General features: G+C 65.4%; 19 protein-coding genes. 14 read left to right on the forward strand and 5 right to left on the reverse strand.

Annotated features, from left to right (window positions below; all coding sequences use genetic code 11):
• The first annotated feature begins 78 nt into the window (after positions 1-78).
• Together AC13FW_RS07370 and AC13FW_RS07375 are read left to right on the forward strand one after the other, a co-directional pair.
• Positions 79-1,854 carry a glutamine--tRNA ligase/YqeY domain fusion protein gene (locus AC13FW_RS07370; RefSeq protein WP_482988676.1) on the forward strand — a complete coding sequence of 592 codons (1,776 nt, stop codon included), beginning with the start codon at positions 79-81 and terminating at the stop codon, positions 1,852-1,854.
• A gap of 96 nt (positions 1,855-1,950) precedes the next feature.
• A complete protein-coding gene (locus AC13FW_RS07375) occupies positions 1,951-2,367 on the forward strand; it encodes a hypothetical protein (protein WP_482988677.1) in 417 nt (138 codons plus the stop codon).
• Positions 2,368-2,537: 170 nt separating this feature from the next.
• On the opposite strand, the gene AC13FW_RS07380 is transcribed toward AC13FW_RS07375, so the two are convergent.
• From AC13FW_RS07380 to AC13FW_RS07390, 3 genes are read right to left on the reverse strand one after another with little or no spacing between them, the layout of a single operon-like run.
• Positions 2,538-3,590 carry an ABC transporter substrate-binding protein gene (locus tag AC13FW_RS07380; protein ID WP_482988678.1) on the reverse strand — a complete coding sequence of 351 codons (1,053 nt, stop codon included), beginning with the start codon at positions 3,588-3,590 and terminating at the stop codon, positions 2,538-2,540.
• A complete protein-coding gene (locus AC13FW_RS07385; protein WP_482988679.1) occupies positions 3,587-4,972 on the reverse strand; it encodes a sensor histidine kinase N-terminal domain-containing protein in 1,386 nt (461 codons plus the stop codon). The genes AC13FW_RS07380 and AC13FW_RS07385 overlap by 4 nt, the downstream gene beginning before the upstream one ends.
• Entirely contained in the window at positions 4,959-5,648 is a 690-nt protein-coding gene (locus AC13FW_RS07390; protein ID WP_482988680.1) for a response regulator, read from the reverse strand. Before AC13FW_RS07390 ends, AC13FW_RS07385 begins: the two co-directional genes overlap by 14 nt.
• A gap of 186 nt (positions 5,649-5,834) precedes the next feature.
• Here AC13FW_RS07390 and AC13FW_RS07395 point away from each other — a divergent pair, with 186 nt between their 5' ends.
• From AC13FW_RS07395 to AC13FW_RS07435, 9 genes are all read left to right on the forward strand, one after another.
• Positions 5,835-7,010 (forward strand): OprO/OprP family phosphate-selective porin, encoded by a 1,176-nt coding sequence (locus AC13FW_RS07395; protein ID WP_481615506.1) that lies wholly within the window; start codon positions 5,835-5,837, stop codon positions 7,008-7,010.
• Positions 7,011-7,052: 42 nt separating this feature from the next.
• Positions 7,053-8,381 carry a CitMHS family transporter gene (locus AC13FW_RS07400; protein ID WP_482988766.1) on the forward strand — a complete coding sequence of 443 codons (1,329 nt, stop codon included), beginning with the start codon at positions 7,053-7,055 and terminating at the stop codon, positions 8,379-8,381.
• Positions 8,382-8,412: 31 nt separating this feature from the next.
• Entirely contained in the window at positions 8,413-9,153 is a 741-nt protein-coding gene (phbB, locus tag AC13FW_RS07405; protein WP_482988681.1) for an acetoacetyl-CoA reductase, read from the forward strand.
• Between the two features lie 232 nt (positions 9,154-9,385).
• Positions 9,386-11,662 carry a TonB-dependent receptor gene (locus AC13FW_RS07410; RefSeq protein WP_482988682.1) on the forward strand — a complete coding sequence of 759 codons (2,277 nt, stop codon included), beginning with the start codon at positions 9,386-9,388 and terminating at the stop codon, positions 11,660-11,662.
• Between the two features lie 267 nt (positions 11,663-11,929).
• Positions 11,930-12,490, forward strand: coding sequence for a nucleoside deaminase (locus AC13FW_RS07415; protein WP_482988683.1), 561 nt, complete (start codon positions 11,930-11,932; stop codon positions 12,488-12,490).
• Positions 12,491-12,649: 159 nt separating this feature from the next.
• A complete protein-coding gene (gene rlmM, locus AC13FW_RS07420) occupies positions 12,650-13,705 on the forward strand; it encodes a 23S rRNA (cytidine(2498)-2'-O)-methyltransferase RlmM (RefSeq protein WP_482988684.1) in 1,056 nt (351 codons plus the stop codon).
• A 238-nt stretch (positions 13,706-13,943) separates the two neighbouring features.
• Complete coding sequence (locus AC13FW_RS07425; protein WP_482988767.1) at positions 13,944-14,849, forward strand: SMP-30/gluconolactonase/LRE family protein; 906 nt, start codon at positions 13,944-13,946, stop codon at positions 14,847-14,849.
• Between the two features lie 63 nt (positions 14,850-14,912).
• Entirely contained in the window at positions 14,913-15,635 is a 723-nt protein-coding gene (locus AC13FW_RS07430) for a hypothetical protein (protein WP_482988685.1), read from the forward strand.
• A gap of 90 nt (positions 15,636-15,725) precedes the next feature.
• On the forward strand, positions 15,726-16,127 hold the full coding sequence (locus tag AC13FW_RS07435; protein WP_482988686.1) for an EF-hand domain-containing protein: 402 nt from the start codon (positions 15,726-15,728) through the stop codon (positions 16,125-16,127).
• 166 nt (positions 16,128-16,293) lie between these two features.
• Here AC13FW_RS07435 and AC13FW_RS07440 read toward each other — a convergent pair whose 3' ends face one another.
• Together AC13FW_RS07440 and ubiH are read right to left on the reverse strand one after the other, a co-directional pair.
• A complete protein-coding gene (locus AC13FW_RS07440) occupies positions 16,294-17,472 on the reverse strand; it encodes a UbiH/UbiF family hydroxylase (RefSeq protein ID WP_482988687.1) in 1,179 nt (392 codons plus the stop codon).
• A complete protein-coding gene (gene ubiH, locus AC13FW_RS07445) occupies positions 17,469-18,680 on the reverse strand; it encodes a 2-octaprenyl-6-methoxyphenyl hydroxylase (RefSeq protein ID WP_482988688.1) in 1,212 nt (403 codons plus the stop codon). The genes AC13FW_RS07440 and ubiH overlap by 4 nt, the downstream gene beginning before the upstream one ends.
• A 114-nt stretch (positions 18,681-18,794) precedes the next feature.
• Here ubiH and AC13FW_RS07450 point away from each other — a divergent pair, with 114 nt between their 5' ends.
• The 3 genes from AC13FW_RS07450 to AC13FW_RS07460 are packed head-to-tail and all read left to right on the forward strand — an operon-like array spanning position 18,795 to position 20,926.
• Positions 18,795-19,376, forward strand: coding sequence for a hypothetical protein (locus tag AC13FW_RS07450; RefSeq protein WP_481534181.1), 582 nt, complete (start codon positions 18,795-18,797; stop codon positions 19,374-19,376).
• Between the two features lie 14 nt (positions 19,377-19,390).
• On the forward strand, positions 19,391-19,945 hold the full coding sequence (locus AC13FW_RS07455; protein WP_282270799.1) for a cob(I)yrinic acid a,c-diamide adenosyltransferase: 555 nt from the start codon (positions 19,391-19,393) through the stop codon (positions 19,943-19,945).
• 57 nt (positions 19,946-20,002) lie between these two features.
• Positions 20,003-20,926: a histone deacetylase family protein gene (locus tag AC13FW_RS07460; protein WP_482988689.1), complete on the forward strand. Its 924-nt coding sequence runs from the start codon at positions 20,003-20,005 to the stop codon at positions 20,924-20,926.
• The last annotated feature ends 81 nt before the right edge of the window (positions 20,927-21,007 follow it).

The following is a 21,007-nucleotide window of genomic DNA, read 5'->3' on the forward strand; positions in this document are numbered from 1 at the left end:
GCCCAGCATAGCCCCGGCCCGGCAACCACAGCCCGGCTCGGCTAAACTTGCGGTTTACTTCAATACGCTGCGTCCCCCATGTCCGAGAACACGCCTGCCGCTGCCACGCCGGAAAACGCCCCCGAAAAGCGCGCCACTGATGCCTTGGCATCAGAAAAAAGGGACTTCATCCGTCAGATCGTCCGTGAGGACCTGTCCAGCGGCAAGCACACGGCCATCAAGACCCGCTTCCCGCCCGAACCCAATGGCTACCTGCACATCGGCCATGCCAAGTCGATCTGCCTGAACTTCGGCATCGCCGGCGAGTTCGGCGGCGTCTGCAACCTGCGCTTCGACGACACCAACCCGGCCAAGGAAGACCCGGAATACGTGCAGGCCATCCAGGACGACGTCCGCTGGCTGGGCTTCGAGTGGAACGAGCTACGCCACGCCTCGGACTACTTCGATGCCTATTACCTGGCCGCGCAGAAGCTGATCCGCGACGGCAAGGCCTATGTCTGCGACCTGTCGGCCGAGGAAGTGCGCGCCTACCGCGGCTCGCTGACCGAGCCAGGCCGTCCCTCGCCGTACCGCGAGCGCAGCGTCGAGGAGAACCTGGACCTGTTCGCGCGCATGCGTGCCGGTGAGTTCGCCGATGGCGCCCGCACCGTACGCGCCAAGATCGACATGGCCAGCGGCAACATCAACCTGCGCGACCCGGCGATCTACCGCATCAAGCACGTCGAGCACCAGAACACCGGCAATGCCTGGCCGATCTACCCGATGTACGACTTCGCGCATGCACTGGGCGATTCGCTGGAAGGCATCACCCACTCGCTGTGCACGCTGGAATTCGAAGACCACCGGCCGCTGTACGACTGGTGCGTGGACAACGTCGACTACGCCCACGACAACGCCTTGACCCAGCCGCTGGTCGACAAGGGCCTGCCGCGTGAAGCCGCCAAGCCGCGCCAGATCGAGTTCTCGCGCCTGAACATCAACTACACGGTGATGAGCAAGCGCAAGCTGATGGCGCTGGTCACCGAAAATCTGGTCGATGGCTGGGAAGACCCGCGCATGCCGACCCTGCAGGGCCTGCGTCGTCGTGGTTACACCCCGGCCGCGATGCGCCTGTTCGCCGAGCGCGTGGGTATTTCCAAGCAGAACTCGCTGATCGATTTCAGCGTGTTGGAAGGCGCCCTGCGCGAAGACCTGGACAGCGCCGCCGCACGCCGCATGGCGGTCATCGACCCGCTCAAGCTGGTGCTGACCAATCTGCCGGAAGGCCACGAAGAAGCCCTCACCTTCAGCAACCACCCGAAGGACGAAAGCTTCGGCAGCCGCGACGTGCCGTTCTCGCGCGAGCTGTGGATCGAGCGCGAAGACTTCGCCGAAGTGCCGCCGAAGGGTTGGAAGCGCCTGGTCCCGGGCGGCGAAGTGCGCCTGCGTGGCGCCGGCATCGCCCGCGTCGATGAAGTGATCAAGAACGATGCCGGCGAGATCGTCGAGCTGCGCGGCTGGCTGGACCCGGAATCGCGTCCGGGCATGGAAGGCGCCAACCGCAAGATCAAGGGCACCATCCACTGGGTCAGCGCCCAGCACGCAGTGGAAGCCGAAGTGCGCCTGTACGACCGCCTGTTCTCGGTGGCCAACCCGGACGATGAATCCGACGGCAAGACCTACCGCGATTACCTGAACCCGGAATCGCGCAAGGTCGTCACCGGCTACGTCGAACCGGCCGCCGCCCTGGCCGCACCGGAACAGAGCTACCAGTTCGAGCGCACCGGCTACTTCGTCGCCGACCGCCGCGACCACACCCCGGCCAAGCCGGTGTTCAACCGCAGCGTGACCCTGCGCGATACCTGGTCGGCCTGATCAGGCTGGGCGGGGTTGCCGGCTGACAGCCCGGTAACCCCCTGCTCACATGGGCCGCGGCTACCATGGCCGCGTACCCAGAACAGGATTCCACCCATGTTCCGTCTGTCACTGCTGCTCTGCCTGCTGCTCGCCGTCACCGCCTGCAGCTCACCGGCTGCCACTGCGCCGGTCACCTCGCAAACGCCCGCGCCGGTCCCGGCCAGCGAGCAATCCCCCCCTGCCAAATCTGCTGCCACGCCCGTCGTGATCGACAGCAGCTGCAAGGTCGACGCCGATTGCACCGTGAAGAACGTCGGCAACTGCTGCGGCTATTACCCGGCCTGCGTCAACGTCAACAGCCCCACCGATCCGGCCGGCGTGCAGGCCAGCTGCCAGGCCAAGGGCATGATGAGTGTCTGTGGATTCGCCGAGATCCAGGGCTGTCGTTGCGTCAACGGCCAGTGCGCGTCAGCCGGCAGCAGCGATCCACTGCGCCAGCCAATGACAGAGAATCCCGCTGCGGAGCGCTGAGCAAGCGCAATGCGCTCCGAACGTAGCCCGGGTAAGCGCAGCGCACCCGGGATCGGTGACCGATCATCTGGAAGACAACTGGATCCCCTTGTCGCGGGTGCGCACCGCTTACCCGGGCTGCGGTGCTGCGCCAACCAGCGAACACCCCATCCCGCCACGCTGAGTCACATTCAGCGCGGCTTGGGCTCGACGCTGCTGCGCCAGGCATCCAGGAACTGGCGCCGCTTGAGCGCATCCAGATACACCAGCAAGCCGGGCCCAAGCTGGATCGGCCGCCGGTTCTGGCCGGGATCGCTGTCACCGCCACCGTTGCGGATGATCGGCATCAGCCGCGCCTCGCGCGACAGCACCTGCTGGCCGCGCGCCGACAACAGGTAGTCGAGGAAGCGCTTGGCTTCGGCAGGGTGCGGGCTGTTGCGCGGAATCACCGCCGTGCGCAGCACCACCAGCGTGTAGTCCTCGGGTTCGACAATGCCCAAGGGCGCACCGGCATCGATTCGCGCCTGCGCGTAGGAACCCAACACGTTGTAGACCAGCGACAGCTTGCCGCTGCTGACCTGGTCCAACAGCACGCCGGTACGCTCCTCACGCACCACGCCGTTGTCACCCAATGCGCCGAGCAAGGCGCCAGCGATGCTGCCGCGCTGCGCGTCCTGGGTCGCCAGCAGATAGCCGACACTGCTGCGTTCGATATCGTAGGTGCCGACCTTGCCATGCAGCGGTGTGCCTTCGGCACGTAGCAGGTCAAGCAGCTGGCGGCGCGTGTGCGGCACGTTTGCCGCGGGCAATGCACGCGTGTTGTAGACCATCGCCACCGGTTCGTAGCTGATGCCGAAGGCTTCATTGCGCCACTTCGCCCAGGAAGGCACGGCTTCGGTCTGCGGCGAACGATGCGGCAATGCGTGGCCATCGTTGACCAGCTTGGTCTGCAGGTCCATGCCGCTGGAAATCAGCAGATCGGGCGTGCTCGCGGTGTTGCGGTCGCGCAGGAAACGCGCGTACAGGTCCTGGGTGATGATGTCTTCATAAACAACTTCGGTGCCCGGGTGCAGGCGCTGGTAGTCGGCGATCACCACCGCGAACACTTCGATATCGGTGGTGCCGTGGATGCGCAGCTGTTCGGTCGCAACGCCCTGCGCAGGAAAACGCTGAACATCGCCCGGTGCGGCGATCAGAGATGGCGCCAGCAGCACGCCCAGCAACAGGATCAACAAGCGGCTCATGCGGCATGCCTTGGCAGATGGATGGTGGCGACAAGACCGCCTTCGGGCCGGTTGCTCAGGTCAATGCTGCCACCATGGCTTTCAACCACGCGCTTGACGATGGCCAGCCCCAGGCCTGCACCACCGGCAGGCGCGTTCTCACCGCGCCCGAAGCGCTCGAACACGCGTTCGGCATCGGCGGCGCTGATCCCGGGACCATGGTCGGCGATGGTCAATACCGCCTGCGTGTCCTGCACGGTCAAGGCGATCTGCAGCGGGCCATCGCCGCCGTATTTCATCGCGTTGTCGATCAGGTTCTTGATCGCCTCACGCAGCAGCAGGGCGTCGCCGTTGACCTGCACCGCGCCGGTGGTGATCGCCAACTGCACGCGTGGTGCCGGGCCTGCCTGCGGCAAGGCTTCATGCAAAGCCTGATGCACGGTTTCAACAAGATCCAGCGGCGCGAAGCGCTGCAGGTTGGAGCGGTGGATCACGCTGGCATCGCTGAGCAGCTGGTTGAGCAGGCGACTCATATGGGTGGCATTGCGCTCGATCGCACGCAGGCTGCGCTGCATGTCCTCGGGTTCTTCTTCGTCCAAGGCCAGCTGTGCCTGCGCACGCAATGCCGCCAGCGGTGTGCGCATCTGGTGCGCAGCTTCAGCCATGAACGCACGCAGGGTTTCGTTGCTGCTGGACAGGCGTTCCATGAAGCGGTTCAAGGCAGCGACCATCTGGTTCATCTCGCGCGGCACATGCGAGTCCAGCGGCTTCAGGTCGGAGGGTTCGCGCCGCGACAGCTCGCGCTCCAGACGCACCAACGGACGGAACGCGCGATGCACACCGAAGGCCACCAGTGCCAGCAACAAGGCCGACAACACGCCGATGGCGATCAGCGCGCGGTTGACCATTTCCTGCGCCAGCTCGGCGCGTGCGCGACGGGTCTGGCCGACCTGCACCTGCACTTCACCCTGCGCGGAGGCGGCGGCAAAGCTGCGCTTGACCACCACGAAGCGCACCTTCTCACCGCTGTAGTCGGCATCGAACAACTGCGGCTGGTTGCCACTCCTGCGCGGTGCCTGGGGAAGATCCTCGTAGCCGGTGATGGTGCGGCCACGGCTATCAGCCACGCGGTAGAACACGCGGTCTTCTTCCGCCATCGACAGCAGGTCCAGGGCCGCATATGGCAGATCCACCTGCCATTGCCCATCCACCAACGCCACCGAATCGGCGATGGACAGTGCTGAGGACACCAGCAGATGGTCGTAGGAGCGATTCGCCGCACGCTGCCCGTAGTCGCGCGCGGCGAACAGCAAGGCCACCGCGAACACCGCCAGCAACGCACCCAGGTACAGCATCAAGGTGCGCCGCAATGAACCGGAAGTACGGACCTCAGCCGTCGCCATCGGTACCGCCGTCGCTGGCTTCCAGCATGTAGCCCACGCCACGCACGGTGGTGATGCGCACTGGTGCGGCCGCCAGTTTCTTGCGCAGCCGTCCGATATACAGCTCGATGGCATTCGGCCCGGCTTCGTCGTCGAAGCCGAACAATCCCTTGCCGATCTCGTCCTTGCCGACGACCTGCCCGAGCCGACCGACCAGGATCTCCAGCAGGCGGAATTCGCGGTTCGGCAGTTCGATCACCTCGCCATCCAGGCTGACCCGATGCGCGGCATTGTCGAACTGGAAGCTGCCGATCTGCATCACCTCACTGGCCTGGCCACGGCCGCGACGCAGCAACACCCGGCAGCGGGCCTCGAATTCGCGGAAGTCGAACGGCTTGCCCAGATAGTCATCGGCGCCCACGTCCAGCGCCTGCACGCGATCCTCGATGCCATCGCGGGCGGTCAGCATCAGCACCGGCGTGCTGTCGCCGCGTTCGCGCATGCCCGCCAGCACGCGCAGGCCATCGAGCTTGGGAAGACCAATATCCAGCACCACCAGATCAAAGCTCTGGTAGCGCAGCACGCTGGCTGCGCCCATGCCGTCGGCCTGCCAATCCACCGCGTGGCCATTGCGGCGCATGCGACGGATGATGGCATCGGCCAGGTCCGCATTGTCTTCAACCAGCAGCAGGCGCATCGCGGGGGAAAGTATCGGGAAGGCGCGAATGCTAACGCGGAAGCCGCGAAGACGCAGTCCCGGTGCACATTGCTGCGCCGCACAAACCCCTGACAGGCGGATGACAGCTAGTCCCCTCCAGACTGCGTCCACGCACCAGCAGGTGCCCATGTTTGCCGCGCGCCTGGCGCGCACCTGGGAGGGTTTGTGGAACTGAGTGTTTTCCAAAAGCGCAGCCTCGCTGCCGCTGTCCTGCTGAGCCTGTGCGCTCCAGCGCTGGCCGCAGAAGACGAAGGTCCGGTGACTGCCACCATCGGCGGCCGCCTGCATCTGGATTTCGCCAGCTTCGACAACGACCATCGCGGCACCCCGAACAAGGACGACACCGAGATCCGTCGCGCCTGGCTGGATGTATCCGGCAAGTTCTTCGTCGTCGACTACAAGCTGGAAGCTGACTTCTCCGGCGACCGCCCCGAGGCCAAGGACGTCTACGTCAGCCGCAGCTTCGGCGATGCCGGCCGCCTGACCGTCGGCCAGTTCAAGCAGTACTACTCGCTGGACGACCGCACCGGCTCCAACTACGGCAGCTTCCTGGAGCGCGGCAACGCCGGCACCAGCCTTGCTCCGTTGTACCGCCTTGGCGCGTCCTGGCAGGCCAACCCGGGCGACATGACCTGGGCGGCCAGCGTCTACAGCCTGGAAAGCATCGATGCGTGGCAGGTAAAGGGCCGCGCCGCCGGTGGTCGTGTCACCTGGGCACCGAGCCCGGCCGCTGGCGACGTGCTGCACCTGGGCTTGTCGCTGGCCCGCGAGGCCTATGACACCCCCGGTGTGAATGGCGTGCCCGCACTGCGCATCCGCCCGCGCCCGGCCGGCCATCTGTCCGATGAAAGCCGACTGACCCTGGTCGACTTCTCGGCCGGTCGCGATACCGACGTCAACAAGTGGTCGCTGGAATACGCGCAGGTGCGCGGCCCGCTGTCATGGCAGGGCGAATTCAGCGGCGCCACCTTCGACGATGGCGCGCAGCGCGGTGAAGTGATGGCGGCCTACGGCATGCTCAGCTGGTTCGTCACCGGCGAGTCGCGCAGCTACGACCGCAAGACCGGCCGCTTCGCCCGCATCAAGGACATCCGCCACAAGCCCGGTGCGTTCGAAGTCGCGCTGCGCTATGACCAGATGCGCGGCAACCAGCACCTTGATGGCCAGCCCGACCTGCGCAACGGCAGCACCGAAGCCTGGACGCTGGCCGGCAACTGGTACCTGCGCGACAACCTGCGTTTCATGCTCAACCTGATTGAAAGCCGCAACCGCAATCGCCTGACCGATACCACCGTGGACCACACCCGCGCGGTCACCGGCCGCCTGCAGTTCGATTTCTAAACACCTCTTCCCCGTCCTGTCCCTTCAAGGAGTCTGCAGATGATGCTGACCATCCTCGGCTTCGGCATGGTCCTGACGTTCATGTATCTCATCATGAGCAAACGACTGTCGCCGCTGGTCGCCCTGATTACCGTACCCATCGTGTTCGCCCTGATCGGCGGCTTCGGTGCCGGCCTTGATGAAATGATGCTCGACGGCATCAAGAAGATCGCGCCGACCGGCGTGATGCTGATGTTCGCCATCCTCTACTTCGGGGTGATGATCGACGCCGGCCTGTTCGACCCGCTGGTGCGCATCATCCTGCGCATCGTCAAGGGCGATCCGCTGAAGATCGTGATGGGCACCGCGGTGCTGGCGATGCTGATCTCGCTCGATGGCGATGGCTCCACCACCTACATGATCACCGTGTCGGCGATGCTGCCACTGTACCGCCGGCTGGGCATGAACGCGCTGAGTATGACCTGCGTGACCATCCTCGCCGGTGGCGTGATGAACCTCACCCCATGGGGCGGCCCGACCGCACGTGCGGCCACTGCGCTGCATGTGGATCCAGCCGATGTCTTCGTGCCGCTGATTCCAGCGATGGTACTGGCCTGCGCCGGCATCCTCGCACTGGCCTGGTACCTGGGCATGAAGGAACGCCGTCGTCTTGGCGTGGTCGCCCTGCCGCACGGCGGCTCGTGGATGGACGCCAGCGTCTCCGATGACAGCGATGCACTGCCGACGGTGGAAGACGCCGAAGACACCAAGCGGCCGAAGCTGCTGTGGGTCAACTTCGCCCTGACCCTGGCATTGATGGCGGCACTGGTGATCGGCCTGCTGCCGATGCCGGTGCTGTTCATGGTCGGTTTCGCTATTGCGCTGGTGATCAACTACCCGAACTTGGCCGAGCAGCGCCGCCGCGTGGTCAACCATGCCGGCAATGTGTTGTCGGTGGTGTCACTGATCTTCGCCGCAGGCATCTTCACCGGCATCCTGTCCAACACCGGCATGGTCGAGGCGATGTCGCGCGGCTTCCTGTCGGTGATTCCGGAAGCCTGGGGACCCTACCTGGCGGTGATCACCGCGGTGGCATCGATGCCCTTCACCTTCTTCATGTCCAACGACGCCTTCTATTTCGGCGTGCTGCCGATCCTGTCCGAAGCGGCGGGTCACTACGGCATCACCCCGGTGGAAATGGCACGCGCTTCGCTGGCCGGTCAGCCGGTGCATCTGCTCAGCCCGCTGGTGCCCTCGACCTATCTGCTGGTTGGACTGGCCAAGGTGGATTTCGCCGACCACCAGAAGTTCACCCTGAAGTGGGCCGTGCTGATCTCGCTGATCCTGATGGCCGGCAGCCTGCTGTTCGCCCTGTATCCACTGGCCGCGTAAGCGGCACCTACATGACGCATTGGAGAGCACCATGACGCTACGTATCGCTTACGTCACCAGTGGCATGGGCAGTGTAGGCACTGCCATCTGCCAGACCCTGGCTCGCGCTGGCCACACCGTAGTGGCGGGCTGCGCGCCGGACTCACCGCGCAAGGCCAACTGGATCCGCGAGCAGCGCGAACTCGGCTTCGACTTCATCGTGTCCGAAGGCAATGCCGCCGATTGGGATTCCACCGCCGCCGCATTCGCCAAGGTGCGTGCGGAAGTGGGTGAAGTAGATGTACTGGTCAACAACTCCGGCGGCAGCCGCGACATGCTGTTCCGGCAAATGAGCACCGAAGACTGGAACGCAGTGATTACCTCCAACCTCAACACCTTGTTCAACCTGAGCAAGCAGGTGGTTGATGGCATGACCAACCAGAACTGGGGCCGCATCATCAACATCGGCTCGGTCAGTGCACAGAAAGGCCAGATCGGCCAGGTCAACTACGCAACCGCCAAGGCCGCGATGCACGGCTTCAGTCGTGCGCTGGCCGCGGAAGTCGCAGCGCGCGGCGTCACCGTCAACACCATTTCGCCGGGCTATATCGCCAGCCAGGCGATCAGCAGCTTTCCGCCGGACGTACTGGACCGCTTGGCGGCTTCGGTGCCGATCCGCCGCCTCGGCAAGCCCGAGGAAGTGGCCTCTCTGTGCGCATGGCTTGCCAGCGATGATGCGGCGTATGTGACCGGCGCTGACTATCCGGTCAACGGTGGCCTGTACATGGGTTGATCTTGCGACCATGGATGCGACAACGAACGCCGCGCATTGACGCGGCGTTTTCTTTGCGTGGACCGTAACCACGTTCACCGCGAACATCGGCTCCAAGCAGCATCAAACGGGAATCACGTCACCAATACTGTGCAAAACAACGCAATTGGATGACACCGTAAACGAGCTTTAACAAAGCACCGACACCCTTCCGTTACCGGCGCGCGCCGGCCCTCCCACGGAACGGTAGACCATGATTTCCAAACGCCTCAGTCTCGCCATCACGCTTGCCCTGTGTACCAGCCACGCCTACGCCGAAGCAGACTCCGCCGACAGCGCCTCCGCGCAGACGCTGGACACCATCTCGGTGATCGGCCAGGGCCAGACCCGCCAGGTGCAACGCATCGGTGAAGTCGACAAGCAGGTGTTGCCGCCGGGCAGCAGCGGCCAGAAGATCCTTGATCGCCTGCCCGGTGTCTCCGTGCAGTCGAACGACGCCTTCGGTGCCAACGAGGAATCGCAGACCATCAGCCTGCGCGGCTTCGACAAGACCCGCCTGGGCTACACGCTCGATGGCATCCCGCTCGGCGACAACAGCTATGGCAACTACAACGGCCTGAGCATTGCCCGCGCCATCATCGCCGAGAACCTCGGCGGCGCCGAGTTGTCGCAGGGCATCGGCTCGCTGGGCGTCGCTTCGACCAGCAACCTCGGCGGTGCCATCCAGTACTTTTCGCAGGACCCGTCCACCGTATTCGGCGGCCGCGCCAGCGTCACCGTTGGCGATGACAACCAGCGCCGCGGCTATCTGCGCGTGGATACCGGCGATCTGAATGGCTTCTCGGCCTATGTCTCCGGCGTGCACCAGGACGCCGACATGTGGGCCGCACCGCACCAGAACCAGACCACCCGCCAGTTCAACGCCAAGGCGGTGTGGAACGTGGGTGATCACCGTTTCGGCGCCTTCGTTGCCACCTCGCGGGCAAGCCAGGCCAACTACGCCTATCTGTCCAAGAGCATGCTGCAGCGTGGACTGGGCTACGACTGGAACATCTACGCGCCGGATTGGGATCGCGCCGTCGCCGCTGCATACTGCGCGCCAGCGACCTTCGACGTCACGCGCTGCGCCTTCACTGGCGGCGTCAACAGCATCGACGATGCGTACTACCAGAGCCGCGCGTTGCGCGATGACAATCTGTATTCGCTCGATGCCAGCCTGCATCTCGGTGACGAACTCAACCTCAAGCTGCTTGCCTACCATCACGACAATCGTGGCCAGGGCCATTGGTGGGCACCGGGTCAGCCTTCCAATCCCGGTACCGACAAGATGCTGCCGATCTCGATCCGCAGCACCAACTACACGATTGATCGCCAGGGCCTGACCGCTGCGCTTTCGTGGAACGTCGGCATCCATGAGCTGGAAGCCGGCCTGTGGTTCGAGCAGAACGACCACAACGTCGAGCGCAACTTCTACTACATCGATGGCCCGTTCCTCGACGACACCTACCTCAAGAACCCGGACCGTCGTCTGTTCGACCAGGACTTCGACATCCGCACGCGGCAGTTCTACGTGCAGGACCGCATGCGCTTCCTCGACCAGCGCCTGACTGTGGATATCGGCATCAAGAGCCCGAACACGCGCATGCGTGCAACCGCCAAACCGGGCACCGAGCAGAAGCTCGCGTCGGGCACGCTGACTGCCAAGGAATCGCTGCTGCCGCAGCTGGGTGTCGGCTTCAAGCTCAATGCCAACAACGAGCTGTTCGCCTCCTATGCCGAGAACATCGCCGCCTTCGTCGGCGGCGGCAGCGGCGGCCCGCTGCAGGTTTCGCCGGAGTCGTTTGCCGCCAGCGCCGGGCTGGAACCGGAGAAGTCCAAGACCTTCGAGGCCGGCTTCCGCAGCTTCGGCAGCAAGTACCAGGCTTCATTGGCTGCGTACCACGTGATGTTCGACAACCGCCTGCTCTCGCTCAATCCCTGCACCAGCATCGAAGTCGGCACGCGACCGGAGTGCATCACCCGCTTCATCAACGTCGGCTCGGTGAAGAGCCAGGGCGCGGAACTGACCTTCATCCTCAAGCCGACGCAGGGCCTGCAGTGGTACAACGCGCTGTCCTGGAACAAGACCACCTACGAGGACGATTACATCTCCGGCGGTGCGATCGTGCCGGTGGCCGGCAAGATCACTGTCGACACGCCACAGCGCATGGCCTCCAGCGAGCTGAGCTGGAACCGCGACGGCTGGTTCGCCAGCCTGCGCGGCAAATACACCGGCAAGCGCTACTACACCTATACCAACGACCAGTCGGTACCGGGCGTGACCACCTTCGACGCCGGCGGCGGTTACAGCTTCGGCCCCGGCCTGGGCCTGCAGAACGTCAAGGTGTCCTTGAACGTCACCAACCTGACCAACAAGCGCTACGCCGGCCAGCTGAGCTCGTTCGCTCCGACCGACCCCACCGGCACCCGCTATTCCATCCACGCCAGCGCCCCGCGGCAGATCTTCATGACGGTGGGCGCGGAGTTTTAAGCGCTTGCCCCCTCCCTTTGGCCAAAGGCCAAGGGGAGGGCTGGGGAGGGGTGCTTTTCGCGCCAACCGCAAACCCCAAAGCAAAAGCCAACCCCTCCCCAGCCCTCCCCTTCGCTGCGCGAAAGGGAGGGGGCTGAGCATGGCTCCGCTCCAGTTCCTCGCGCGCGGCTGATCCCCACACCTGAACAACCCAGGCCAGCAAGCCCGCCCCAGCGCCCCAGTCCGCTAAACTGGCCGCCGTTTTTTGCCACAACGCCGGTCATCATCATGTTGCACGCCCAGGTTCACCTCACCCTCCCCGTCTGGATCCACGACGCCGTCGACTGCGACCGCGCCTATACCAGCGATGCGGACAAGGTAGCGCTGGCCATCGAGCTGTCGCGGCTGAACGTTGAACACGCCAGTGGCGGCCCGTTTGGTGCGGTGGTATTCGGCCCCGACCACAAGGTGATCGCCGCCGCGGTGAACCGCGTGGTGCCGCACGCCACCTCGCTGGCACATGCCGAGAACATGGCCTATATGCTGGCCCAGCAGAAACTCAACACCCCGCGTCTGAACGCGCTGCTGTCGCCGATCACCCTGGCCACCTCCTCGCAGCCCTGCTGCCAGTGCTACGGCGCCACCGTCTGGGCCGGCATCGACCGCCTGCTGATCGGCGCCTGCGCCGCCGACGTGGAAGAACTCACCCCGTTCGACGAAGGCCCGCTGCCGGCCGATTGGGCAGGTGAGCTGAACAAGCGCGGCATCGAGGTCGTGCAAGGCATCAACCGCGACGACGCCCGCGCCGTGCTGCACAGCTACGGCACGAACGACGGCGCACGCTACTGATCAAAAGCCCCTCTCCCTCCGGGAGAGGGGTTGGGGTGAGGGTCCGGCAGGCCGCAGGATACGAACTGCACAAGGCTTCACCGACCCTCATCCGCCCCTACGGGCACCTTCTCCCGGCGGGAGAAGGAGAAGCCCACCCGCTCCACACCAAGGATTTCCATGACCGGCCTGCTCTGCTACTGCCGCCAAGGCTTTGAACCGGAACTGGCCGGCGAACTGAACGACCGTGCAGGCCATGCCGGCATTGCCGGTTACGCCCGTACCCAGCGCAACGATGGCTACGTGGTGTTCGTCACCGATGAGGCCGAAGCGCTGGACCAGCGTCTGCCCTGGCGCGAGCTGATCTTCGCCCGCCAGAAGCTGCGGATTCTCGCCGAGCTGCCACAGCTCGATGCCACGGACCGCATCACCCCGATCATTGCCGCGCTGGAAGGCCAGCAACGGTTTGGTGATCTGTGGGTCGAGCATCCCGATTCGGACGCCGGCAAACCGCTGGCCGGCCTGGCCCGCGCCTTCGGCAATGCGTTGCGCCCGGCGCTGCGCAAAGGCGGCCTGCTCACCGACAAGCCCAACGGCAAGCTGCCACGCCTGCATGTGGTGTTCGTCGATGGTACGCATGCCTTTGTCTGCGTCTCCGATACCCGCGACAGCGCACCGTGGCTGTTGGGTATTCCGCGCTTGAAGCTGCTGCCGGACGCCCCCTCGCGTTCGGCCTTGAAGCTGGAAGAAGCGTTCATGACCCTGCTCACGCCTGAAGAGCGCGAAGCGCTGGTAGTGCCCGGCATGCGTTCGGCCGATCTGGGCGCGGCACCGGGCGGTTGGACCTGGGTGCTGACCCGCCAGCACCTGCATGTGAGCAGCATCGACAACGGCCCCCTGCGCCAGCATGTGCTGGATACCGGTCTGGTCGAACACCTGCGCGCCGATGGCTTCCATTGGCAGCCGGAAATCGGCCTGGACTGGATGGTCTGCGACATGGTCGAACAGCCGCGCCGCGTGGCCGAACGCATGGCTACCTGGTTGCGCGAAGGCTGGTGCAAGCACGCCATCTTCAACCTGAAGCTGCCGATGAAGAAGCGCTGGGATGAGACGCGCCTGTGCCTGGATCTGTTTGCCGAAAAGGCAGGCAAGCCGCTGACCATCCGCGCCAAGCAGCTGTATCACGACCGCGAGGAAATCACGGTGTTCGTGACCCCAAGAGCCAAGGGCCTTTGATTGAAGCCCCTCTCCCGTCTATGGGAGAGGGGTTGGGGTGAGGGCAGCTTGCGCTTGCAACTGGAGCGCCCCCTGTAGTGCCGAGCCATGCTCGGCATCGGCCTTACCGGTAAAGCCTCTGCCGAGCATGGTTCGGCACTACATGTCGTTGCCCACGTAACCACACCCACGCTCCAGCCCAGGCCTCTGGCACACTCGCGCTTCCACCAACACGGAAGTCGCCACCATCGCCCGCCAGATCCCCCACGCCCGCATCGCCGCCTTCGCGCTCACCGCCCTGAGCAGCAACGCCCTGGCCACCGACACCTTCATCGCCCGCGACCACGTCAGCGATGGCACCTTCACCACCGGCATCGAAGGCCCGGCGACCGGCCCGGATGGCGCGTTGTATGTGGTCAACCTCGGCAAGGACGGCACCATCGGCCGCGTTGATGAAACCGGCAAGGCAACGCTGTTCCTCACCCTGCCCGAAGGCAGCATCGGCAACGGCATCCGCTTCGGCAGTGATGGCACGATGTATATCGCCGACTACCCACGCCACAACATCCTGCGCGTGGCACCAGGCTCAACCAGCGTCAGCGTGTTCGCGCACCTGCCCGATGCACACCAGCCCAACGACATCGCCCTCGCCCCCGACGGCACGCTCTACGCCAGCGATCCGAACTGGTCCAGGGCCGATGATGGCCAGCTGTGGCGCATCGACCGCGATGGCAGTGTGCACCTGCTCGAAACCGGCATGGGCACCACCAATGGCATCGAGGTCAGCCCCGATGGCCAGCGCCTGTACGTCAACGAAAGCGTGCAGCGCAATGTCTGGGTCTACGACCGTGCCGCCGACGGCAGCATCGGCAACAAGCGCCTGCTGATCCGCTTCGATGACCACGGCATGGATGGCATGCGCTGCGACGCCGACGGCAATCTCTATATCGCCCGTTACGACGCCGGGGTGATTGCGGTGGTGGCGCCGGACGGCAAGCTGCTGCGGGAAGTGCCGCTCAAGGGCCGCAAGCCCAGCAATCTTGCCTTCGGTGGCAGCGATGGCCGCCAGGTCTTCGTCACCCTGCAGGACCGGGGTGCGGTGGAAACCTTCCAGGCCGACCGCCCCGGCCGTGAATACGGCTTGCAGGCATCAGCCAAGCCCTGAGGTCGCCAGTCTCAGCTGCTGCAATCCATATCAGGCATGCTGTAGGCCACGGGAGGAACCGCAATGCACAGCATCGAACTGAAGGACCCGGCCGGCTTCGGCAATGAGTTTCTGCGGCTGACCCTGATGCAGGGTTTCCAGTCGCTGACCAAGCGCGACCTTGAACTGCTGATCTTCGTGTTGATCGAACGCGACGGCGCCATCAATCGCAGCGATTCCAATGCTGCCGTCGCCCTGCAGCTGCGGGTCACCCCCGCCAAGGTCAAAGGCCTGCGCCGCGATGGCTATGCACGCTGGCGGGCCCTGGTACCCGAAGAAGGCGACAGCGCCCTGCAGCGCATCGTCGCGGCTGTGCTGACCGAGGCCAACCTGCGCTCCGGGGCAAAGCACGTCAGCGAGCGCAGCCGCAAGGAAGGCTTCCTCGCCATCCGCATCGAGCATCCCGACGATGCCCAACGCTTCGAACAGGCCATCCTCGATGTCGGCGCGATCCCGGTTTACGAACGCAACCGCGAAGTGGTGGCGGTGCGCTTCGACACCCTGCTCAACATCGCCGAACGCTGGAACTACCTGCAACCCGATCCGCAGGCCACGCTGGAGGCCTTGAAGAAACTGGCCCCGGCCTCGGAAGAAGTCGCCGACCTGCTGAAGAAGGATGTCACCCAGCTGCGCTGGGTCGATCTGCGGCGCGCGCTCAACAGCCTGGGTGCGAAGGCGATCAGTTCCACCGCCGAAGGTGGCTTGAAGGGCCTGCTGAAACTGGTCTTCCCGTTCATTCCGGGCTGAGCGGTTGGCCCGTTCAGCTGCAGCGCACTACCATCACCATTGCCGCCACCTGAGTGGCGGAACCTGCTTCCACCATCGATGAGTCGTGCCATGCCCGCGTTTCGTATTGCCCTGCCTTTGGCGTTTTCCATCCTGCTGCCCATTGCCGCCAACGCCCAGACCGTGCCGCGCCCTGAGCCTGCGGTCAGCATGCCGTTGAACGATGCGCCGGTGCATGTGCGCGAGCAATCGCTGTCCACTGGCAAGGTCACCCATTCCACACAGATCCTGATGCCTACCGATCAGGCCCAGGTCACGGTGCGTTCGATCCAGCCGGACAGCGTGATCGGCAATTACCGCATCGACTTCGACGCGATGGATGTGGATGGCGATGGCTTCATCAGCCGCGAGGAGGCGCAGGCCAATCCGGCCCTGGCTGACGAATTCAATGCCCTGGATACGGCGCGGCGCGGCAAGCTGTCGCGCGAACAGTTGGCCGGCTGGCTGCGCTAAGGCATCACCTGTAGTGCCGAGCCATGCTCGGCATGCGCTTCACCTGTAGTGCCGAGCCGTGCTCGGCATGAGCGTTACCGGAAAGGCCTCTGCCGAGCATGGCTCGGCACTACATTGGGTTGTGCTGGTAAAGCCTCTTGCCGAGCATGGCTCGGCACTACCTTGCCTACAGGCCGGAGGCGCGCTTCCAGAACACCGACATCAACGGCGGCATCCTGCCCGCCAAGCCCAATAGCGCGCCACGCGCCAGGGTCAGGTGCATCTCATCGTTGGAGAACACCTTGTTGATCGCATCGAAGCTGTAAGCGGCCACCGTGTTCTCGCTGCGCCGGGTACGCGCCCAGCGCTGCAGGCGATGGGGTGAGCTCCAGTCCTGCCGACGCTGCCTGGCTTCGCGCACAAGATCACGCAGACCGGCGACATCACGCAGGCCCAGGTTCACCCCTTGCCCGGCCAGCGGATGCACCACGTGCGCGGCATCACCCAACGTCAGTACGCGCCCCGCCACATAGGCGGTGGCCAACTGCCGGCGCAGCGGGAAGGCCGCGCGCGCCGAGACCAAACGCATCTCGCCCAAGCGCCCGGCAAATGCATTGGTCAGCTCACGATTGAAGCTGTCCTCATCCAGCGCCAGCACCCGCTCGGCTTCGGCATCCGGCAAGGTCCAGACAATGGAGCTGCGGTTGCGGTCGAACGGCAGCACCGCCAACGGGCCGGTATCGAGGAAACGCTGCCAGGCGGTGTCTTCGTTCGGCAGCGCGCTGTCCACATAGGCGACCACCCCGCGCTGGCCGTAATCATGTCGACTGACATCCAGGCCGGCCAAGGTGCGCAGGGTGGATTCGGCACCATCGGCGGCAATCGCGATCGAGGCCTCGACCCGACGGCCGTCATCCAGGCGCAGACGCACGCCATGTGCGTCCTGCTCCATCGCTTCCACCCGCGCCGGGCAATACAGCTGCACCCCGGCAGCCGGCAATGCGGCCCACAGCCGATCCACCAGCAGGCCGTTCTCGACAATCCAGCCCAGCTCGCGGCGGCCAAGCGTGTCGGCATCGAAAGTCAGATCGCCACCACCAGCGGCATCCCACACCCGCATGCGCCGATACGCGCGGGCACGGGCCTGATCCACCTGCTTCCACACGCCCAACGATTCCAGCAAGGCAGCGTTATCGGCGGCAAACGCGAACACACGCAGGTCCGGCTTCTGTGGCGACCACGGCGGTGGCTCGCGACCTTCCACCATCGCTACCTGCAGACCTTCCCCGGCCAGCGCCAGCGCACAGGCCGCGCCAACCACGCCACCGCCGACGATTACCGCATCCCACTGTCCGCGCCGACTCATCGCGCTTCACTCCTGCACAGCTCGGGCACCTGCCCGCGGAAGCCCATCGCGCCGCCGACCAGGAAGGACTGCACGGCCGGCGCTTGCGCCGCAGCGACAAAACCCAGGCTGCGCAACGGGCGTATCAGCGGTGTGGCATTGCTGGTCAAACGGGCAAGCCCATCGGAGAACGCCAACGTCTGCTCGCGGTCCGGGCCGCGTCGCGCCACATAGGCCTGCAGCAGATCCTCACTCCCCGGGTCCTGTGCGGCGTCGCCAATCAGCTCGGCCAGGGTCAGCGCATCGCGCAGACCGAGGTTGAAACCCTGCGCACCCAGCGGGTGGATGGTCTGCGCGGCATTGCCCAGCAGCAGCGCACGCTCGCCAACCAGCTGCTGTGCCAATACCTGGATCAGCGGATAGGCGCTGCGCGGGCCGCTTTCCAGCAACCGCCCGGCGCGCCAGCCCACCGCGTCCTGCAGCCGCGCCAGCCACGCCGCGTCGTCCAGTGCCATCACCGCATCAGCCTCTTCGCGAGCGACGCCGTGGACCACGCCGTAGTGGCGGTCGCCACGCGGTAGCAATGCGGTCGGGCCGGTATCGGTGAAGCGCTCATAGGCGCAGCCGTCCGGTGCCTTGGCCGCGCGCAGCCGCGCCACGAACAGGGTCTGCTGGTAATCGTGTTCGCTGACCTCGATCCCCAGCGCCTGCCGAACCGCGCTGCGGGTGCCATCGGCGCCAACCACGAGCCGGGCCTGCAGGCGCTGTTCGCCAGCGTCATCGGCAATGAGCACCTCGCGGCGGCCATCGGTGCACGCCCCCAGGCCGACAAACTTCGCCGGGCGGTAGCGGGTCAGCTGCTGCAACTCGCCAAGGCGCGCTTCCAGCGCGTCGCCAAAGTCGCGCGCCACCACCACCTGTCCGAACGCCTCACGCCCGTAATCGGCCGCCTGCATCAGCACCCGGCCGAAATCGCCGGCACGGCTGACGTGGATGCGGCGGATCGGGCCGCCGGGGTTGGTCAGCTTCTGCATCACCCCCAGCGCGGTCAGCGCATTGATCGTGGCGGCGGCAAAGCTGAGGTTGCGCTGGTCGAACACCGCCGGCAGCGCGCCGCCCGGGGTCGCCTCGACCAGCCCTACATCCAGCCCCAGCCGGTCCAATGCGATGGCCAGGCTGGCACCAACCAGCCCGCCACCGACGATCACTACGTCATGGTTCTTGCTCATGGGCCAATGATAACGGGGCTTCACCCGCCCGGTCGCCGCCCCTTGCCGCAGCGCAACCGCCGGTTCACCCCCACTGCGGCTAGAATGGCCGTCTGATTAACGGAAACCGCCACCATGACCGCCAACGCCCAACGCGCCATCATCCTGTCCCTGCTCGTGCTGCTGATGGCCGGCACCCGCCTCAACCACTTCGCACCGGTTCCGGACGCCTCGTGGGCGGTGTTCTTCATTGGCGGCTTCTACCTGCGCACCTGGACCCGCTGGGCGTTCCCGCTGCTGATGGGCCTGGCGGTGGTGGTTGACTGGGTGGTGATCTCCAACCAGGGCATGAGCTTCTGGCAGCACTATTGTGTGTCGGCCGCTTACTGGATGCTGATCCCGGCCTACTTCGCGATGTGGACCGGCGGCATGCTGCTGCGTCGCTACTACCGCAGCGCCAACCTCAAGTCGCTGGCCATGCTGGCCGCCACCGTGATCGGTTCGGTCGCGCTGTGCCACCTGATCGCACAGGGCAGCTTCTATTGGATCAGCGCCTCGGTTGCCGAGCCGACCTTCGCCGGTTGGGCCAAGAACTACAGCGACTGGCTGCTGCCGTACATGCAGAGCGCCGCCATGTACATCGGCGCTGCCGCGCTGGTGCAGGTTGTGGCTGAAGCCGTCAGCAAGCAGCCGGCCGCTGGCCGCGTTGCCCACTAAGGGCACGCCAGGCAATGGGTAACCGCCTTTCCAAGATCTACACCCGCACCGGCGACGATGGCAGCACCGGCCTGGGTGATGGCAGCCGCACCGGCAAGGATTCGCTGCGGGTCAACGCCTACGGCACCGTCGACGAGGCCAACTCGGCCATTGGTGTGCTGTTGGCCGTAGACCTGCCCGAGGACGTGCGCACGCTGCTGACCACCATCCAGCACCAGTTGTTCGACCTCGGCGGCGAGCTCTGCATCCCCGGCCACGCCGCCATCCACGGCGCCGACATCGACGCGCTGGAGCAGCACCTGGACCGCTACAACGACGACCTGCCGCCGTTGAAGGATTTCATCCTGCCAGCCGGTGGTGAGGGCGCGGCACGTTGCCATCTGGCCCGCACCATCGTCCGCCGTGCCGAGCGTGAAACCGTGGCCTTGGCCCGCGTCGAAGACATCCGAGCCGAGGCGGTGCGCTACCTGAACCGCCTGTCCGACCTGTTGTTCGTGTTGTCCCGCGTACTTGCCCGGGCCGGTGGCCATGGCGAAGTACTGTGGAACCACGAACGCCGTCACGGCTGATCCTCTCCTCCCATACGACGCCGCGCAGCGCGCGGCGTCGACGGTTACAGTGCGGCCATGCTGGTATTCACCCACCCTGCCTGCCTTGAACATGACCCCGGCATCGATCACCCCGAGTCGCCGGAGCGCCTGCATGCCGTCATCTCAGCCCTGCGCGCCGAGTTCCCGGACCAGTTGGAATGGCGCAATGCGCCGCCGGCCAAGCTCGGCGAACTGGCCAGGGTGCATACCCGCGAGCTGATCGATTCGGTACTGCAGGTGCAGACCGCACCGCTGCGGCGCATCGACCTGGACACCTTCAGCTCGCCTGGTTCAGCCAGCGCGGCCCTGCATGCGGCCGGTGCCGGCGTCGCCGCGGTCGACGCGGTGATGCTGGAAGAAGGCAACAAGCACGTGTTCTGCGCGGTACGACCGCCCGGTCACCACGCCACTGCCGATACCGCGATGGGCTTCTGCCTGTTCAACAACATCGCCGTGGCCGCGGCCTATGCCCGCGACAAGTACGGCCTGGAGCGCATCGCCATCGTCGATTTCGACGTCCACCACGGCAATGGCACCCAGGCCATCTTCGAGACCGACCCCAAGATCGCCTACTACAGCAGCCACCAGTCGGGCCTGTTCCCGTATTCGGGCAACATGCGCGAGCGCGGGGTCGGCAATATCTGCAACATCCTGCTGCCACCGGGCAGCGGCGGGTTCCGCTTCCGCAACACCTGGGCCGACGAGATGCTGCCGCAGATCGAGGCGTTCCGGCCACAGTTGCTGTTCATTTCGGCCGGTTTCGATGCCCACATGCGCGATCCGCAGGCTGACCTGATGGTCGAAACCGAGGATTTCGGCTGGCTGACCAGCGAGCTGGCCAGGCTCGCCGAACGCCATGGCAGCGGCCGCGTGGTATCGATGCTGGAAGGCGGCTACGACCTGCAGGCCCTGCGCGAATGCAGTGTCGCCCACGTCCAGGAACTGCTCGCAAGCCGTTGATGGATGAACCCCACCCGGCCCGTCCGGCAGGCTTTCATTGCCCCCTCGCGGGCGATGCGGCAAGCTAGCGGCCGTTTTCCC

Source organism: Stenotrophomonas sp. 21LCFQ19 (assembly GCF_056861425.1).

Bases quoted from the DNA above. Each gene is read 5' to 3' on its own strand.
- AC13FW_RS07415 (WP_482988683.1), top strand. From the start codon at position 11,930: ATGTTGCACGCCCAGGTTCACCTCACCCTCCCCGTCTGGATCCACGAC.
- phbB (WP_482988681.1), top strand. From the start codon at position 8,413: ATGACGCTACGTATCGCTTACGTCACCAGTGGCATGGGCAGTGTAGGC.
- AC13FW_RS07430 (WP_482988685.1), top strand. From the start codon at position 14,913: ATGCACAGCATCGAACTGAAGGACCCGGCCGGCTTCGGCAATGAGTTT.
- rlmM (WP_482988684.1), top strand. From the start codon at position 12,650: ATGACCGGCCTGCTCTGCTACTGCCGCCAAGGCTTTGAACCGGAACTG.
- AC13FW_RS07385 (WP_482988679.1), bottom strand. From the start codon at position 4,972: ATGGCGACGGCTGAGGTCCGTACTTCCGGTTCATTGCGGCGCACCTTG.
- ubiH (WP_482988688.1), bottom strand. From the start codon at position 18,680: ATGAGCAAGAACCATGACGTAGTGATCGTCGGTGGCGGGCTGGTTGGT.
- AC13FW_RS07400 (WP_482988766.1), top strand. From the start codon at position 7,053: ATGCTGACCATCCTCGGCTTCGGCATGGTCCTGACGTTCATGTATCTC.
- AC13FW_RS07435 (WP_482988686.1), top strand. From the start codon at position 15,726: ATGCCCGCGTTTCGTATTGCCCTGCCTTTGGCGTTTTCCATCCTGCTG.
- AC13FW_RS07455 (WP_282270799.1), top strand. From the start codon at position 19,391: ATGGGTAACCGCCTTTCCAAGATCTACACCCGCACCGGCGACGATGGC.
- AC13FW_RS07410 (WP_482988682.1), top strand. From the start codon at position 9,386: ATGATTTCCAAACGCCTCAGTCTCGCCATCACGCTTGCCCTGTGTACC.
- AC13FW_RS07450 (WP_481534181.1), top strand. From the start codon at position 18,795: ATGACCGCCAACGCCCAACGCGCCATCATCCTGTCCCTGCTCGTGCTG.
- AC13FW_RS07370 (WP_482988676.1), top strand. From the start codon at position 79: ATGTCCGAGAACACGCCTGCCGCTGCCACGCCGGAAAACGCCCCCGAA.
- AC13FW_RS07380 (WP_482988678.1), bottom strand. From the start codon at position 3,590: ATGAGCCGCTTGTTGATCCTGTTGCTGGGCGTGCTGCTGGCGCCATCT.
- AC13FW_RS07460 (WP_482988689.1), top strand. From the start codon at position 20,003: ATGCTGGTATTCACCCACCCTGCCTGCCTTGAACATGACCCCGGCATC.
- AC13FW_RS07390 (WP_482988680.1), bottom strand. From the start codon at position 5,648: ATGCGCCTGCTGCTGGTTGAAGACAATGCGGACCTGGCCGATGCCATC.
- AC13FW_RS07440 (WP_482988687.1), bottom strand. From the start codon at position 17,472: ATGAGTCGGCGCGGACAGTGGGATGCGGTAATCGTCGGCGGTGGCGTG.
- AC13FW_RS07375 (WP_482988677.1), top strand. From the start codon at position 1,951: ATGTTCCGTCTGTCACTGCTGCTCTGCCTGCTGCTCGCCGTCACCGCC.